Source organism: Proteus sp. GOKU (assembly GCF_015475555.1).
In the GTDB taxonomy this organism is placed as follows: domain Bacteria; phylum Pseudomonadota; class Gammaproteobacteria; order Enterobacterales; family Enterobacteriaceae; genus Proteus; species Proteus mirabilis_B.
The window spans coordinates 679,449-696,819 of sequence record NZ_CP034105.1; the positions used below are offsets into that span (position 1 = coordinate 679,449).

The 17,371-nt window shown below is 37.5% G+C and carries 9 protein-coding genes; 8 read left to right on the forward strand and 1 reads right to left on the reverse strand.

Going from position 1 to position 17,371, the window contains the following annotated elements; translation table 11 throughout:
• The first annotated feature begins 98 nt into the window (after nucleotides 1-98).
• From EHE21_RS19025 to EHE21_RS03220, 8 genes are all read left to right on the forward strand, one after another.
• Nucleotides 99-182 (forward strand): type I toxin-antitoxin system Hok family toxin, encoded by an 84-nt coding sequence (locus EHE21_RS19025; RefSeq protein ID WP_247603653.1) that lies wholly within the window; start codon nucleotides 99-101, stop codon nucleotides 180-182.
• Between the two features lie 179 nt (nucleotides 183-361).
• Nucleotides 362-1,255: an AraC family transcriptional regulator gene (locus EHE21_RS03190; protein WP_194951822.1), complete on the forward strand. Its 894-nt coding sequence runs from the start codon at nucleotides 362-364 to the stop codon at nucleotides 1,253-1,255.
• A gap of 213 nt (nucleotides 1,256-1,468) precedes the next feature.
• A complete protein-coding gene (locus EHE21_RS03195) occupies nucleotides 1,469-3,163 on the forward strand; it encodes an ATP-binding cassette domain-containing protein (RefSeq protein ID WP_194951823.1) in 1,695 nt (564 codons plus the stop codon).
• A complete protein-coding gene (locus tag EHE21_RS03200; RefSeq protein ID WP_194951824.1) occupies nucleotides 3,153-4,793 on the forward strand; it encodes an ATP-binding cassette domain-containing protein in 1,641 nt (546 codons plus the stop codon). Before EHE21_RS03195 ends, EHE21_RS03200 begins: the two co-directional genes overlap by 11 nt.
• A 132-nt stretch (nucleotides 4,794-4,925) precedes the next feature.
• Complete coding sequence (locus EHE21_RS03205) at nucleotides 4,926-7,118, forward strand: TonB-dependent siderophore receptor (protein WP_194951825.1); 2,193 nt, start codon at nucleotides 4,926-4,928, stop codon at nucleotides 7,116-7,118.
• Entirely contained in the window at nucleotides 7,118-7,372 is a 255-nt protein-coding gene (locus EHE21_RS03210; protein WP_109393204.1) for a hypothetical protein, read from the forward strand. The genes EHE21_RS03205 and EHE21_RS03210 overlap by 1 nt, the downstream gene beginning before the upstream one ends.
• Nucleotides 7,369-8,775 (forward strand): PepSY-associated TM helix domain-containing protein, encoded by a 1,407-nt coding sequence (locus EHE21_RS03215; RefSeq protein WP_194951826.1) that lies wholly within the window; start codon nucleotides 7,369-7,371, stop codon nucleotides 8,773-8,775. Before EHE21_RS03210 ends, EHE21_RS03215 begins: the two co-directional genes overlap by 4 nt.
• Before the next feature lie 12 nt (nucleotides 8,776-8,787).
• Nucleotides 8,788-10,014, forward strand: coding sequence for a RhtX/FptX family siderophore transporter (locus EHE21_RS03220; protein WP_194951827.1), 1,227 nt, complete (start codon nucleotides 8,788-8,790; stop codon nucleotides 10,012-10,014).
• A 73-nt stretch (nucleotides 10,015-10,087) separates the two neighbouring features.
• On the opposite strand, the gene EHE21_RS03225 is transcribed toward EHE21_RS03220, so the two are convergent.
• Entirely contained in the window at nucleotides 10,088-17,209 is a 7,122-nt protein-coding gene (locus EHE21_RS03225; RefSeq protein ID WP_194951828.1) for an Ig-like domain-containing protein, read from the reverse strand.
• Between the last annotated feature and the right edge of the window lie 162 nt (nucleotides 17,210-17,371).

Below are 17,371 nucleotides of genomic sequence, written 5' to 3' on the forward strand. Positions count from 1 at the left end.
CTTGATTCTGTCTCCTTTTCACAAAGGAGTCAATAAAATTGACTAAAATAACCTTATTTGGAATTACTGTTATTTGTGCGACCGTTCTTTCTTTCACAATGATTGTAGGTGAACGATTATGTTCTCTTAACATTAGTGATGGAAGCACTGTAGTTCAAGCTATTTTGATGTGCAATAAATAGTTTGGTGGGGGAGGTTTTCTCCCCCCAATTTTTCTTCAAGTTGTTAGATTTGTGGTACAAGCACCCTGTCTTTAAAATAGGCTATTCGACATAAATGATAATGATTGCTATTTCGTTGAATGTTTGACAATATAGCTGACAACATAGGTGATTATTTACTCTGCTGATATCTTTCTATTATGTCTCAACACTCTTCATTCTATTCATACATTGGTTATCAACCTAAGCATCAGCAGGTTGAAGAATATCGCTTTCAAGACCAAATTCTATTGCGCCAAGGTGTATTAGAAACCACGGAAGATCTGCAGATTGAAGAGACTTATCAAGCCGGCTTTAATTTAGTGGCTGTTCATAGTGGAAGTGTGATTAGTGAAAGTGTCAATGGGCAGAAAATAGAGATAGCAACACCAAGTATTTTTATTGCTAATAGTGTTGAACGCTATTCTTTATTGAATCAATTTAAATCTGGCGATCCCCTAAGATACACATTATTGCAATTATCATCTCAGTGGCTTGAGCAACAACATATTTTGTTGCCTCCCATCCTGCAACAAAATCAATCACTCATGTTGCATCATCTGACTATGGATAACACTTTTTTGGCGTTAACCATGCAGTTATTTCAAAATCCAGTTCACGACTCTTTAAAACCACTTTATTACTCTGGTAAAGCGTGCGAATTTGCTTCATTAAGTTTGCAATATTTATGTCATGCACAAGAGCCAGCTAATAGACCATTAAGCCAACGTGAAAAAAACAGCTTAAAACAGGCGAAAGAGATTTTAATTGCTGAAATGGAAACACCACCGAAACTTGAAATATTAGCAACACGCGTGGGATTAAATACACGAAAACTCACCCAAGGGTTTCGTCAATTATTTGGTAATTCTGTTTATGGTTGGCTACAAGAATATCGCTTACAAACCGCATATAATATGTTGCTAAATGAAGGGGAATCTATCTCAAGTGTTGCCTATTATGTTGGGTATACGCCAGCTCATTTTTCCGTCGCATTTCGTAAACGTTTTGGTATATTACCGGGTGATGTACGCAAAGGGCATTTTACACCTTAATTGATTTTATTAAGTTTATGGGTAATATTGATATTCTTTCAATGTTAATTACTACACCTTAAACAGGTAATTAATTTCACTTCTCTCTATCTTGCTTAGTAAATAAGCAATTTGCTTCTAAATCGAAAGTAATAGTCACGCAATCTAAAGCCTTGTCGCTAGAGGGTAAATACCCTTTTCGTTATAGTGCCACAATATGTTGTGGAGATTATTATGCATAATGAATTATGGGCATTATTACGTCCTTATCACCCTTTATTAATAGGTGCCTTGTTGCTACAAGCAGTTGCAGGTTTTAGCTCTTTAGTACCGTGGTTAGCACTTTATCAGCTTCTTCTTTCTTTCCCCTCTAGTAATACGTTGTGGTTAACCATTGCTGTTATTGGTGGCGTTGTATGGCTAATATCACAAACCATTGCATTTCATTTAACACATTTAATGGATGCCAAATTAACCTACCAATTACGATTAGCATTATCAGAAAAAATGCAGAAATTACCGTTAAATTGGTTTGTTAGCCAAGGAAAAAATGGCGTTAATCAATATGTTCAGCGTGATATTAAAGCGTTACATCAATTAATTGCTCATGCACCTGCTGATATTGTGCAATTTATTGTTGTACCTGTTATTGCGATAATGGTGTTATCAATATTAAATCTTTCTTTACTGCTTTTTGCTCTTATTCCTCTCATCATCGCTTATTTTTGTTTTAAACAAACACAATCTTCACGTTATCAAACCTATTGTGAACAGCGTGATAGTGCGATGAAAGCACTCTTTGAAGATTATCAACTCCTGGCAGAAAACCCACTTGTTGCACGTCAATTTCCACATAAAGGCATTATCAGTAAAACAGAAAAAGCCTTATTTAATTTTGTTTTTCATTTTCAAAATTGGGTTAAACGAGTTGGACTATTGGGATCACTAACCCAGTTATTATTAAGTGCAACCTTACTCACGGGCTGGTTATTACTGGGAGCGGTTACTTTTGAACAAACATTACCGTTGGCAGATTTATTGCTGTTTATTTTATTACTAAGACGTATTGCTGAACCAGTCATGGCGATGGGACATGGTGGCGATGCATTACGTATTGCAAAACAATCCGCACAGCAAATCCAGCAATTATTACAGCAATCTGAAATGCAATATGGTGAGCAATCTGTAGAGAGTATTTCTCATCAGGTAGCGTTAACGGCAGATTCTGTTTGCCTCGCTTATGGTGATAAAAAGATCCTCAATAATATTAATTTTGAAATTAAAAAAGGAGAGTTTATTGCCATCGTCGGACCTTCTGGCGCAGGTAAAAGCTCGTTATTACAACTGATTGCTCGATTTATGGATGCAACATCAGGTGAGATCTTAATTGAGAATAAGCGCTTACAAGCATATTCACGTCATGCATTAAACCAAATCACCACAGTGGTAATGCAAAATAGTCAACCATTGCCTTATTCGATTAAAGATAACCTATTGTTATTTAATCCAAATTGCAATGAAGAACAACTGCAATCTGCAATTAATGATACGCATTTTGCTGAAGTCATTGAACTTCTACCTCAAGGTTTATCAACGATCATCAATGATGAAATGCCACTTTCTGGTGGTGAAGCACAACGCTTAGCGATAGCTCGCGCTTTTATTGCTAATAGCCCGTTGTTATTGGCTGATGAACCTTCTTCAGCGCTTGATCCTGATAATGCACAACATATTTTTAATGCATTGAAAAATAAAACAATGACACGAATTGTTGTGACACATTCTTTGGCGTTAGCACAGCAGGTGAATAGAGTGATATTTATGGTTGATGGAAAGTTAGTAGCAATGGGAAATCATGATGATTTGCTACTTGAGTGTGAACGCTATCGTGATTTTGTTCAGAAACAAGGAGAGCAAAATGAAGACTAATCCCTTTGTTTCATTACTCTTATCTTTAAAATTTCCCCTTAGTTTTATGGTTTTTAGTGCCATTTTAGAAGGGCTATGTGGATTATTGTTATTACCTATTATTATTTATTGGCATCAAGACCCAAGCCAATATTTATGGATGTTAGCGGGATTAACATTAATTACATTGGTTTTTCAGTACATTGCGACATTAAATGGTTTTCTTGCGGGGACGACGGTGATGAAAATCTTGGTTCAAGCCTTGATCCGTCATTTGCCTCGTAGTTTAACGCCACCTCCCCAAGCGCAAACACTGTGCTCAGGGGCTGCTATGAGTGCAATGAGCATTCCTGCCCATTTACTGGCTCCGGTGATCAGTGTGGTTGTCACACCATTAACGGTCATTATTGGCCTTTTATTTTATAACGTCACTTTTGCATTTATTTTTATGCTATCTGCGTTCTTGCTTGTTGTTGTGATGCGGATCAGTGCCAAAGGATTGCATAAACAAGAGGCTACACTTCAAACTGCGGAGAACGTTGCAGTAAAAACATTGGCTGATTTTGCACAACATCAGGCGTTATTGCGTAAAAGTGGACGCAATACACAATTTTCACAGCAATTACAGCAAGATTTGTTAGCGCAACATCACCAACAGGTACAGTTATTACAGCGGAGTTTACCTTACCATTTAATTTTTTCTCTCTGCATTCAGGGTATTTTTATCGCAGTTCTCGTGTTTGGTGTGATAAATGTTGATGCTAACAAACTCACCTTAGCGCAGTGGTTAGCTGTTGTCGTATTAATTGCTCGCTTTATTGAACCGTTATTTCAGCTTTCTCATATTGATCAAGCATTAAGACAAAGCAAGCAGTCACTAACATTAATTAAAAACGCATTGGATGCTCCTACATTACAAAGCCCAAAACAGAGTGATACGCCTAAAAGCAATGACATTCGTTGTGAACAACTGGATGTGAATAATAGTTTAGGTACGCCGATCCTCTCTAACATAACAGCGCTATGCCCCGATAAAAAAATGACGGCAATTGTCGGCAGTTCTGGTGCAGGTAAAACAACATTACTACGTGTTTTAGCGCGTCTTATTGATGCGGATAAAGGGCAAGTTTTTTATGGAGATAAAAAAGTTAACGACTTATCTGGGAGTGTATTAGCGCAAACAAGACAAATCGTATTTCAGCATAACCAGTTAATTAGAGGCACTTTACGCTGGTCATTATTACAAGATGAGCAATCAACAATCAGTGATAAGGATATTTTACAGTTACTCAATGCATTGAATTTACCGTTGATTCAAACTGATTTAGATGAAGATGTAGGAGAACAAGGTGACCGTTATTCTGGAGGACAAAAGCAACGATTATGCTTAGCGCGTTCATTATTAGCCGATCCTAAGATCTTATTTTTAGATGAACCTACGGCAAGCCTTGATACAGTCAGTCGTGAAAAAGTGGCTCTTTATCTTGAAAACCTAACATCCACTCGAGTCGTGATCACTCATGATCCGGATATTGCCAAACGGGCGGATCATGTCATTGTGCTTGATGATGGAAAAGTCATTGAAGAAGGTTCTCCTGATGTATTGTTGTTATCTTCAATATGGTTCTCACGTTTTTGTGGATCATATTGAGTTTTTCGATCTTCATTAGTTGTTGCGTAATATCGATTGGCAATCGAAAGAGATAATTTGGCAATCGAAAATACCTTAATCCCAAAATTGATAGAGTGATAACCATTATCATTTGAATATTTTGGGATAGGTATGGTTTACATTTCTTCTTTAGCTGACTTAGATAAAACACAGAAATTATCACCAGTATTAAATCAACGCACACAAAATAAATTGGCATTAACACAATGCGCTATTTTGTGTTCTACCGCTTTATTTTCACTTTCTGCTATCGCTAATACAGCAACAGAAAATAATAAAGAAGTCGATGTTTTGGTGGTGACGGAAAGCACAGCACAACACCGCGATAACCTTGCTCCAGGCGTTAGTACATTAAGTAAAATGGCACTTAAGCCCAGAGAGATCCCTCAAACAGTCTCTGTGATAGACAGAGAGCAAATAGAAACTCAAAACTTAAATACCCTTGATGAAGTAATGACTCGCGCTAATGGGGTTACTAGCGCACCTTTTGTTTTATTAACAACAGCTTATTACGCTCGTGGCTTTCAAATCAATTCTTTTGAGCTTGATGGTGTTCCTGCTTTAATGGGAAATATGGCAAGTTCGCCGCAAGATATGGCTGTTTATGAACGTGTTGAGATCTTAAAAGGCTCTAACGGATTAATGCATGGAATGGGGAATCCTGCGGCAACCGTCAATATGGTACGTAAACATGCACCTTTAGACGATCAATTAAAAGCAACATTTACGGCTGGAAGTTGGAACCGTTATCGCGGTGAAGTCGATGTGGGCGGGCGTTTAAATCAAGACGGTAGTGTCCGTGGTCGAGTTGTAATGGCATGGGAAGATAAAGATTTCTTCTACGATATTTCAGATCAAAAAACACGCTTAATTTATGCCACTGTTGATGCTGATTTAACATCTAACACGCTATTACGCACAGGTATTCAATATCAAACAATCGATTCCATCACCAATATGGCTGGTGTGCCAATGGGGAAAGATGGGAGCGATTTACATCTTTCTCGTAAAACCTATTTAGATGCTGATTGGGATAAATTCAAATGGGATACCACACGTCTATTTACTGGAATTGAACATCAAATTAATGATGATTGGCTGTTTAAAATAAATGCTGATTATCAATATGCTAAAGCGCGTTTGCTGTATGCAGGAGCATGGGGAAATATTGATCCTGAAACGGGTGATGGAGCCATGCTGATGGGGGGCGCTTACAAGTTCCATAACTATCAAACAAGTCTCGATACCAATGTCACAGGAAAACTCAGTGGCTGGGGATTGCAGCATGATGTGATAGTAGGGATGAGTTATTCGAAAGCTAGCGAGGAACAACATACTGGGCAATTTAAAGATCCTCTCAATGTTCCTGTGAATGTTTATCGTTGGGATCCTCATAGTGTACCAAAACCACAAGTAACGGGCTATTCCTCTCAAGGTGCGACAAAAACAGAACAAACTGGCGTTTATGGAATGAGCCGGATCAAGCTTATTGAGCCTGTTACGTTGGTTGCAGGAGCAAGGGCAAGCTGGTGGGAAGTGACAAAACCGCAAGCTAAGTTCACTGAAAATGGAAAAATCACGCCTTATGGTGGTTTGATTTGGGACTTTGCACCTCAATGGTCATGGTACAGCAGTTATTCTACGGTTTATCAACCACAAACAGGGAAAACTTGGAGTGGTGAAATGTTAAAACCAGTAGAAGGACAAACTGTTGAAACGGGATTCAAAGGTGCGTTGATGAATGGTGGGCTTAACGTCTCCGCCGCGGTTTTCCGTATTGATATGAAAAATAATCCACAAGAAGATCCTGCACATCCTGGTGGTGGTTTTAATACCTATCTTATTAGTGGTGGCAAAGTTGTTAGCCAAGGCTTTGATATTGAAGGAATGGGGTATTTATCGCCATTTTGGGATCTCTCTGTCGGTTATACCTACACTGACACAGAATATAAAGAAGACACCCTTAATAAAGGCAATAGTTTTAACTCATTAGTGCCTCGTCATATGGTCAGAGCGTGGACAAACTATCAATTGCCTTGGGATGCACGTAAATGGAGCGTGGGCGGTGGTATTCAAGCACAAAGTGAATATAGCAAAACTAACGGAGAAATTACGTTACGCCAAGGTGGCTATGCGATATTTAATACACGTTTAGGCTACCAAATTAATGAAAACTGGTCTGCAGCATTAAATATTAATAACGTCTTTGATAAGCGTTACTACTCAAGCCTGTTCTCTCCGCAATGGAATAACCGTTACGGTGAACCTCGTAATGTGATGTTGAATATCAAGGCTGATTTCTAATGCAAAAAGCACTGCTGATCAGTTGTGCTGTTTTAGGCAGCGTAATCGGAAGTATTACGCTGTCATTACTGATAACAACCTTTTATCCCAGTGTAGATCCGCTTGATCGTCTGTATGCAGCCGTCTTTTTACCTGTTTTATTTCTATGTGGAATGCTCTGTTTTAGTTTGCTTTCAGTGAATGGAAAACAGGTATTTTGGCGAGCATGGAGCTGGTGGCCTTTACCTTTAATATTGTTGGAGTTTACTTTATGAAAGCGATATTAAAACGCCAGTTCTCACAACTTCATCGTCAAACAGGAACCTTATTTGGCATTCTATTATTTGTTATTTTATTTACAGGTACATGGTCATTAGCGCATGAAAATTTAAATTTATGGGCTCAATTTAAGCCGTTAAATAAAGAATTATTGCCATTAGATCAGTTATTAGTAAAAGGTGAATACCTCTTAGGTGAAAACGGTTTTAATAGTGTGAAATTAGCATCGATTGATCATCCTATTATTACTTTCTGCCAAGGAATGGGGGATTGTTCACTACAATTAAATGCACAAACAGGTGAAGAAATTAGATTAAGAGAGGTAATCTCTCCTATTGTTAATCTACATAAAAATCTATTTTTGGGTTTTTCTGGACGATTATTTATTAGCTTATTTGGTTTTGTTTTTGCGCTATTACTAATAACCGGCATTGTTATTCATCACCGTAAAATCTATCAATTATTTCGACTCCGTTTTAATCAAGGGCGTAGGCTGTTTTTCTTTGATTTGCATAATGTTATTGGATTATGGAGTTATCCGTGGCTCGTTATATTTGCTTTAACCGGGGCATTATCAGGATTAGGGGCATTCGGTACATTAATGCTGGCGAAATATGTGGAGCCTGATGCACCAGCACAAGTCATGATGAAACTAATGGGACAATCAACACCCATTTCATCTGAGTTTACTGCATCTTCTCCTAGCTCATTGTTAATTCAACTTTCACAAGAAAAACCAGACTTTATTCCTGAAGCTATTAATTGGAAACATAAAGATCGTGCTGAACAGCAAATCACAGTCAGTGGTACTCATTTATATTTACCCAGCACCGCTAATTTTGAGCAGTTCTTTTTTTCTGGCTTAGATAATCACTGGGTTGCAGAAAAAAGTTCTGCATCTCAGGCATTTTGGACGCGTGCTTTTATTGCCGTTCAGCCTTTGCATTATGGTCAATATTTATGGACAGGTGCTGCAAACTTTAGTTTATCGGTGCTTCATTGCCTAATGGGAATGATGGCCTGTGTATTGACCTTTAGTGGATTAGTGATTTGGGTATTAAAAAAGCCCATTAATATCAGTTCCCGTTTAGTGTTAGGAGGTTGTTCTGGTTTAATTTTTGCCAGTACATGTTTAATTCCTATCGCTATTTTCTCCGCGTTATCACCGATACTGCCTTTTTTTGGTGTTTGGTTGATAACGCTTCTTTTTTATTTTCTTTATCCGCAAGTGATCAAACTTACTTTTCTTATTTTAACCATAAGTAGCGTGGTTTTATTTATCAGTGTCTTTAGTCACTTATTTATAACTCATGCTGCTTTGTGGTGGGTAAGTTGTGCCTTGTTGATCAGTGCCGTTTTCTTTTTTTTGATGGGTCTTTTTCTACTAAAAAGACAGTAATTGGAGTCTGTTATGCAAGAATTATTAAAACATCGGCAATTAGTGATAACGCTAGGTTTACTTTATTTAGCACAAGGTATTCCGATGGGAATTGCAATGGATGCATTGCCTACATTATTACGCCAAGAAGGCTCAGCTTTAAGTGCAATCGCATTTATTCCACTAGTCGGATTACCGTGGGTATTAAAATTTTTATGGGCACCTGTGGTTGATAATTATTGGTTTAAATCTTTAGGTCGTCGCCGTAGCTGGATTATTCCTATGCAGATCATTGTGACGTTTTGTTTATTGCTTTTAGCATTAATAGGTATTTCTGTTGAGATGGCTAAATGGGGTGTGGCTTTATTAGCTATCGCTTCATTAGCGAGTGCAACACAAGATATCGCGACGGATGGAATGGCGGCTGAACATGCGAGTGGCACACTATTATCTAAAATTAATGCGATTCAAATTGCAGGCGTGATGGGGGGCTTTTTCTTAGGAGGGGCTGGAATGATGATGTTAAGCGATACATTAGGGCAGCAAAATACATTGTTATTCTTTGCGTCGATCCCTGCCATTAGTTTGATATCAATTACGCTCTTTCAACAAAAAGCCAAATATGAAGCAGGGGAAAACAGTGATCATCCTAATGCAAGCTTATTAAAAACGGTACGAAGAAAAGGAGCTATCAGACTATTAACCCTGACATTGCTTTCAGCGGTGACGGCAGTTTCAGGCTTTGGTTTAGCAAAATTGTTTTTAACTGACAGTGGCTGGTCTTTAGCTGATGTCGGAAAAATGGGCATGATGGGAGGAATGGTAACTCTGTTCTTTGGCTGCGGTGGTGGGGCTTGGTTAATTAATAAAATCGGCGTTTGGCGAGCTTTTTCCGCAGGATTGCTGTGTGCTTTAGGCTCCTCATTATTATGGCTTTCACAATCAACGGGCACGATTAGTCTTCCAATGGTTGCTATATGTATAGTTTTAGGCTCTTTATCATCAGGGATCACTTCTGTGGCGATTATGACCGCAGGTATGCGATTTGCCTCAACCGATAATCAAGCGGGTACGGATATGACCGCCGTACAAAGTATGCGTGATATAGGGGAAATGGCGTGTGCAATGATGTTAGTGAGTTTAACTGCTGTGATTGGATATAGCGGAGGCTTTGGGCTAGCCGCAGTGATTGCCCTCTTTGCTTTATTGGTCACATTGGTAAATGTGAGATATCAAGAGAGATATAAATTAACGGAATAAAATTATTAGAAAAATAGCTTTAAATTAATAAAGAGCCCTAATGGGCTCTTTATTATTAATCTAATCATTTTGATTAAAGTTGACTAATTTTCTCTATGTTATTCAGGGATGCTCCACCATCACCATCCCAGTTTACATGTTGTTGAAATTCATGTGTTTCACCAGCGATAGTGACATAAGTTATTAATGTTGCATTACCACGGTGTGCTGAGGAGCCTGCACCAGTAGACCAACAATCTTCTTTCATTGCCATAGTATGACTATTAGATTGAAGTTCTTCATTATAAACCGTTGAGTCATAATTGTTTTCGTCTTGATAGTCGACCGTGCTACGGGATGATGCACCTTTTATATCAATAAGTTTATGTGAAACTGTTATTGGTGTAAGGAAATGATTAGTGCTATTTCCTAAGGTGAACATTGGTCTTGCAATAACATGCACCATATCATCTAATTGAGTCGCTCTACATGAATTTCTTGATACACTCGCATCACGAGTAGTAATAAATGAAATAGAACCGCTTAATTCTAAATCCATATACATAGGATCAATGTGTTTTACATCTAGTGGATAATAAACCGCATATTGCCTACCTGTATTTGTATTCGGATCATGGTCAAGAAGATCAAATACAATGACTTTGATTTTAAGCTGAGTACTTGTAAATAAAGTCTTATCGATTTTGAATTCGGTTTTTTGTGCTTGTCCTCCAATAAGTTGAGTTCGGTCATAAGCAAATATTTGGCTAGTTTTTTGATTACCATCCCATAATTCAAGATTAACGGCATAATCACTTGCAGATGTATCTGGCGGTAACCAAGAAAAGGTTAATGAGTCTTTGTCATAAACAGGAGTCCAATTTATTGGTGTATTTGCATTAGGTGTGATTTGTGCATTTTTTTCATTATCCACTCTTCGTGTTACAGAATTCATAGTGATATGAGGTACTTTTCGGACATCTACAGAATAAGAACCTTGAGATTGATAAAAGTAGTCATTTTCTTTTGAAGTCAAAATGATGTCTGTTCTACCGGGGTTAACTTTAACAATAACGCCACTTTCCTTTATCGCGACAATATTCGGATCTTTTGCTGACCAGATACCTTGAGCTTGTTTAGGTAATGGCGTTGTGGGTTGTTGTACATCAATATTAGTATCTGTTTCAGATAAAATAATGTCATTTTTTGCAAAAGTGATTTGGAGTGTGCCTTTATCTTGCTCATAATCCACAGTAACAGCATCTGCTAGAAATTGATCAGTTGCATCACTTTTGATGTGTATTTTAGTTTTACCCGGCTTCACTTCTGTAATAGTTCCTTGTGTATCAACGATGGCTATGCGTTGATCATCACTGACATAATATAAAGGAATATTTTTTACGTCGGTATTACCAAAAGTGGCATCAACCTTGTGCGTTATTCCATCATTCCACACAGATGTAATTGCACCGGATGAAGCTAGTTGCAAAATAGGCGCGGCTTTTTCAATGACTAAAGGATAACTACTTTGAGCCGGTTGATATTGATCATTACCTGATGTTTGTAGTGTGATAATGGCAGTACCCGCTTTTTTCATCGAAATACTCCCACTAGTTGTATCAATAGAGGCAATAGTGGGATCAGAACTAGACCACATCACATTAATATTATTAGGTAATCCCGTATAACCTAATGCATTGACAGGTGCTGAAGCATAGGTCTCTTGCTGGATTTGTTTGTCAAAAATAATATCAGGTTTTGGAATAGTCACTTTAATGGTTAATGGCTTCGCAATGGTTATTCCTTCTGCTTCCGCCGTGACGATAATATCTGTTTTAATGTTTGAAGTAAGACTGGTTTGATATTTACCCTTTCCTAATGAATTTAGTGGGTTATCACTAAAATTAGCTCTACCACTGGTGGCTTTAACCGAAACAGTTTTACCATCAATAGTATTACTGTATTTATCCATTAAGTTCACAGTCAGTAGGGCGCTATCTTTATCATCTCCACCTATTGATTGGCGATTGCTACTAAAGGTTGATTTATTGGCATCAATATCAGCAGGAGTTACAGTGACATCTTGAATTGGCTTATGATTATTTAAATCAAGATAAGCACTCATTTTCAATATACCGGCAACTGTGCTGGTGACTTTGGTTCTTGCGACACCATTAGTGTCTGTATAGGTACTAAAGTCATAGTCATCAGCTAAACCTTGTAACTTCCATGACACAATAATGTTAGGCAATATATTGTCATTAGCGTCAACAATGATTGCTTGATAATTAACGCCTTTATCACCCGCAATCATGGTTGTTCTATCGACATCGACAGATTTTACTTGCCAGGTTGTTGCGTCAGCACGCAGTTGTAAGGTTTTTTGTTTTTTGAAATCAACACCATTAACTTTAACACTTAATTGCGCTGTACCTGATTTAGTCCCTGTGGCTTCAATTTCATAATGACCCGGAGAGACTTGTTTGGCTGAGCTAAATTGAATGGTTGGGTTATTAGAGGTCCCCTCAACTTGCTGATCTGGCAGAATATTACCGCCTTTATCTTTAATCGTTAAAGTCAGTAATGCTTTATCTGTACCATTGGCGATGATTGTTGCCGGTATTAAGTTGATTTCTGAACTATTTTCATCAACATCATCAGCCACAAAATTGACATCAGGGGCAGGGTAACTACCTGAAATTAATACCGCATTAACTTTAGCGATACCTGCTGGATTACGTGTTAATTCAACGTCTGCAACACCTTTATTGTCTGTAAATGTCAGTGGTCTATTGAGTAAGCTCTCTTTATCTGCCGTCCATGTGACACTTACGCCACTGTTAACAGGATTATCATTCTTATCGCTAATATAAGCGTGATAAGTAATGGTGTCGCCTGCATGAGGTTGTGTATCACTGATCACAAACTTATCGACTTTGGCTGTCTGGCGATTAGGTAGAACCGTCAATAGTGCAGTTTGTGTCAGTGTCACTGAATTTATTTTGGCACTGATTGTTGTTTGACCTGCTTTCAACGCACTAACTTGTGCTTGATAAACCCCAGTGGAGATTTCATTAAATGTTGTTGTGGTTGCGGTTAAATCAGCACTATAGGTAACGCTGATTTTGTCCTTTAACCCTGTTAATAAATTATCGTATTTATCTTTTAGCGTTAAAGTAATTTGAGAACGACCTGTTTCAGAAATAATGGTGTTGGGGATAAGTGATAGTTGAGACTTATCGGCAGAAACCACATCAGTGTTAAAGTTAATCAAATGGTCAGCATCAAGAGATTGTTGGCTATCGAGCATCGCTGTAACTTGTGCTGTACCCGCTTGTGTACTACTTAAGGTGATTTCTGCAATCCCATTTTTATCTGTTTTGCTGATAGGTAACGAAAGTCTGCCTAGTGAGGTTAACCAACCCACAGCAATACCTTCCATGCTTGGGTTGCCTTGTTTATCAACAATTTTTGCACGAATGATGACTTGATCTGTGCCATTTGCCGTGACATCAAAAGGGGCAATAACATTAACTGCATTAATTATGGCATTTTGCTTGTCAGCAATAAAACCAAGAGGTTGAGTTAAATTAAAGGTATTTGTTGCATTGGCATATTGAGCACTAATAAGACTAATACCTTCTTGCCTACCGTTAATCGTTGTCTGATAAACGCCAGTATCGATTTCTTTGAGTGCGCTAAATTTGATGGTGGTGTTATCACCAGAGAGAGCAATAAATTTCTCTTGTTTCGGAACAAGGTTACCGAATTTATCTTTTAGAGTAATTGTCCCTGTTGCGAAGGAACTGCCATTTGCCACGATAGATTGAGGATCAATCGAAAATGTACTTTGTGATGCATTAACTTGGCCTGCAATAAAACGAAGATTTTGGGTAGCGCTTTGGCTATTTTCTAGTGTTGCTGTGACCGTTGTCGGTTGTGCTTCAGTCCCTTTTATCACAACTTGTACATTACCATTATCATCGGTTTTCACCATATTCTCACTCAACACATTATGGGTTGAATTCCAGAATACAGATTGTTTTATTAATGGGTTATTTTTAGCATCCGTAACATGTGCCATTAAGGTAATAGTATCGCTATTATCTGCAACCGCTTCTGTTTTGTTATTTACAGTGGTTAAGACAATATTGGCGCTATTTGGATCGGCAATAGCGGTTAATGTGACTTGTGCTTTTTCTTTATTTGAAAGAGTGGCAATAATTTCTGTCGCACCTGCTTTTTGGGTCCGAATTTGATTGGTTGTCTGTCCTTGATTATCGGTCACACTTTTTTGTTTATCGAGTGTGGTTGAGACACTCGATTGCCATTCAACGGTGACGTTAGGTAATTTATTACCAAACTTATCTTTCACCACGGCGGTGAGTATTGCTTGTTCTTTATTATTTGCAATTAATTCAGTTTTATTCGTGGTTAAAGTAATTAAACCTTGTTGATGATTAGCAGTGAAAGTAATAGGTGATGCATCGAGTGATTCATTACTGATACTTGCTGTGACAATAACATCAAAGGCTTGAGTACTAGTTACCGTCGTTTGAGCAATACCGTGATTATCTGTTGTTGAAACTTCATTAATAGAAACAATTTGTTGATCACGATTAGTAGACCAAATGACTTTCGCATTCGGTAAGATATTGTGATTCTTATCTTCAACGACAGCAGTAAATGTTACTGTTGTTTTGCCATCTGCAATATAGGGTGGTGCCGATGGTGTCACTGAAATAATTTTACCGTTGGATAGGTCGGCAATAAACTGCGTTGTTTTCTGCGTTGCTATATTATTGACCTGCGCAATTACAGTGACTGTACCTGCTATTTTACTGGTCATCGTTGTTGATGCATTACCTTGAACATCCGTTAGTAACTCTGTTTCTTTGAGTTGTGCTTGATTATCAGCAGATAATTGAATTTTGGCATTAGGAACAGGATTGTTGTTTTTATCAATGATATTTAAAGCAATAAATTTTTCATCTGTCCCATTAGCAAACGAGCTGTTTGGGTTAATAGTGAAAGTATTTATTTTTGCTGAGTTAATATCGGCAATAAAATCAACATTGGTTGAATAGGTAATATCTTTAACACTAACATTAATGATGCTTTTACCAATATGCGTATTGGTGATTGGAACAATAATTTTACCTTCAGCATTTGTATTTGCTTGAGCAATAATCGTTGCGCCATTATCGGCAGTAAAAGAAACTGGATAGTTAGGAATTCTATTGGCATTAATGTCTGTTACGATAACTTGAATTTTATTTTGGCTTTTACCGTCAGCAGGTGCGTGGTTTTTAATTACAGTTAATCCACCTTTAGCAATAATGGCGGAATGTGTATCCGCAACAAAAGTCACTTGAGCCTGATTAAAGGTATTATCCCTAAACTTGGGCGTTAATGTCACAATTTCAGGAGTACTTCCTGCGGTGATTGTGACTTGATATTTCCCTGCATCAATTCGACTGAAACTTGAAACTCGGCTATTGCCAGTTGGATCATCAGATTGAATATCTAATGAAAGTTCTTTTATATCGATATCAACAGGAAGCTTATCATTATCAAGAATTGATAAAGTCAAATTTTGTGCAGAATGATTGTCGGCAGGTAGTTGTGTTGCTTTCGGCGTAAATTGGCTATTTTGCGTATTAATCGCAGACTGATCGACGATGATTTTACTCTGTACCGGATCAGAACGATTACCTTGTTCATCAATAGCAACGGCGCTTATTGTGTAGCTATTCTTTTCAGGTGAACCTGAAATATGACGAGGAAGAATGATTGAATAGCTAAGATTATTATTATGATTAATCTTACCTCCATTAGCGATTAAGCGACTCGCAGACCATTCAATCTGTTTAACAGGATATTTAGAACGAACTTGTACACCTAAATCTTTTTCTTCTTTTGCGTAGCCATTAATTGTCGGTGTAATTGAGAGAAATACTAAGGTTTTCTTTTTATACTCTAAAACGATGTCGTTATTTCTGTTCACAAAATCATAGCGATTTCCGGACATTAAGCGCATTGCTCGAACATTATCTGGATTAAGTTGTGAGGAGAGTGATTCTCCAAGTCGATATTGGATATTTACATCAAACTTATTATCACTATTATCATTTAAACCAAAGCGACGTTCAGCACCGAAGGTAATTAAAGGCACTGGCGTATAAGTGAGTCCAGCCGTATAAGCGTGAGGATTTTCTTGGCGATTATCTTTACCAAATAAGCCGACTTCTTTCCCGTAATATTGTTCAAATATAAGCTTTGCGCCTAATTGTGGATATGCAGGTAGATAGCTCTCAGTGCGAATATCCCAACCATTAGCAGGGCGCTCATTATAATCCATAACATCGTCAGAGGTACGCCAGTTAGATAGACGATGATAGTGATTGGCACTTAACTTAAAATAGTCTCGCCATACTTCAGCACCAATACCAAAACGGCTGTGATATCGACTTAAATCGTAGTCATAAAAAGCATTAAAGCCAACCATAAACTTGTCAGTAAAATGTCGGTAACCAATACCTTGATTTAACTGGCTTCGAGAATCTTTACGGTGATAACTGGTTTGAGAAAAAACTAAATTCTTTTCACTATCATAGAGTGGAATAAGAAGATCAGCAGAGCTTCCTTCCAAGGTGAATTTTTTATCTGTTGAAAGAGAAACTCGAGCATGACCGAACTGATTTAACCATTGTTCTATTTGTTGATTGGCCTTGCTTGATATTTGGCTTATTGCATATTGTGTTGCGTCAGTCTCTTTATTTAATAAAGATGAGTGAGCAACAATAATTTGTGCAAGCTCTTGCTCGTTTGTCGTTGGAATAGATGTGTCTTGATGGTTATTTAGCCATTTTTTTGTCGAGAAAGGCTCATTAGGTATATTAAGCGTAATACCTTCTTTTATTTTTAATTTACCGACTAAAGAAACATAATTAGGATTTGCTTCAATAAGCCTAAATAATTTTATATTAAATTTTTTCGCAATAGATTCAGGTGTGTCATCTTTCTGAACCTGATAACTATTTGTTTTTTGTACCAAATTAATAGTTTGTTTTTCTTGGCTATTCTCTTCTGCGAAAACGTTAGCAGGGAGCGTTGCCGAGATGGGAAATGCTAATTGAATAAAGATATTAAACCAAGCAACTTTCTTTGTAATAGAGGAAAGCTGTGGCGTTAGTCCACTTTTAAATTTTGTCATTTTTAAACTCACCGTAACAAATAATGATGAGATTCTCGTATTTATAGATGTATTAGATATCAGAAAGTGAACGTGAATTAATTAATTTATAAATATATAAAAATTAAAGATCAAAAAAATAAAAATAAGAGTAAAAAAGAAGAGAAAATATTTTGACATAGA

Excerpts from the sequence above, each read along its gene's own strand:
- EHE21_RS19025 (WP_247603653.1), top strand. The coding sequence starts at position 99 with ATGATTGTAGGTGAACGATTATGTTCTCTTAACATTAGTGATGGAAGC.
- EHE21_RS03190 (WP_194951822.1), top strand. The coding sequence starts at position 362 with ATGTCTCAACACTCTTCATTCTATTCATACATTGGTTATCAACCTAAG.
- EHE21_RS03195 (WP_194951823.1), top strand. The coding sequence starts at position 1,469 with ATGCATAATGAATTATGGGCATTATTACGTCCTTATCACCCTTTATTA.
- EHE21_RS03200 (WP_194951824.1), top strand. The coding sequence starts at position 3,153 with ATGAAGACTAATCCCTTTGTTTCATTACTCTTATCTTTAAAATTTCCC.
- EHE21_RS03205 (WP_194951825.1), top strand. The coding sequence starts at position 4,926 with ATGGTTTACATTTCTTCTTTAGCTGACTTAGATAAAACACAGAAATTA.
- EHE21_RS03210 (WP_109393204.1), top strand. The coding sequence starts at position 7,118 with ATGCAAAAAGCACTGCTGATCAGTTGTGCTGTTTTAGGCAGCGTAATC.
- EHE21_RS03215 (WP_194951826.1), top strand. The coding sequence starts at position 7,369 with ATGAAAGCGATATTAAAACGCCAGTTCTCACAACTTCATCGTCAAACA.
- EHE21_RS03220 (WP_194951827.1), top strand. The coding sequence starts at position 8,788 with ATGCAAGAATTATTAAAACATCGGCAATTAGTGATAACGCTAGGTTTA.
- EHE21_RS03225 (WP_194951828.1), bottom strand. The coding sequence starts at position 17,209 with ATGACAAAATTTAAAAGTGGACTAACGCCACAGCTTTCCTCTATTACA.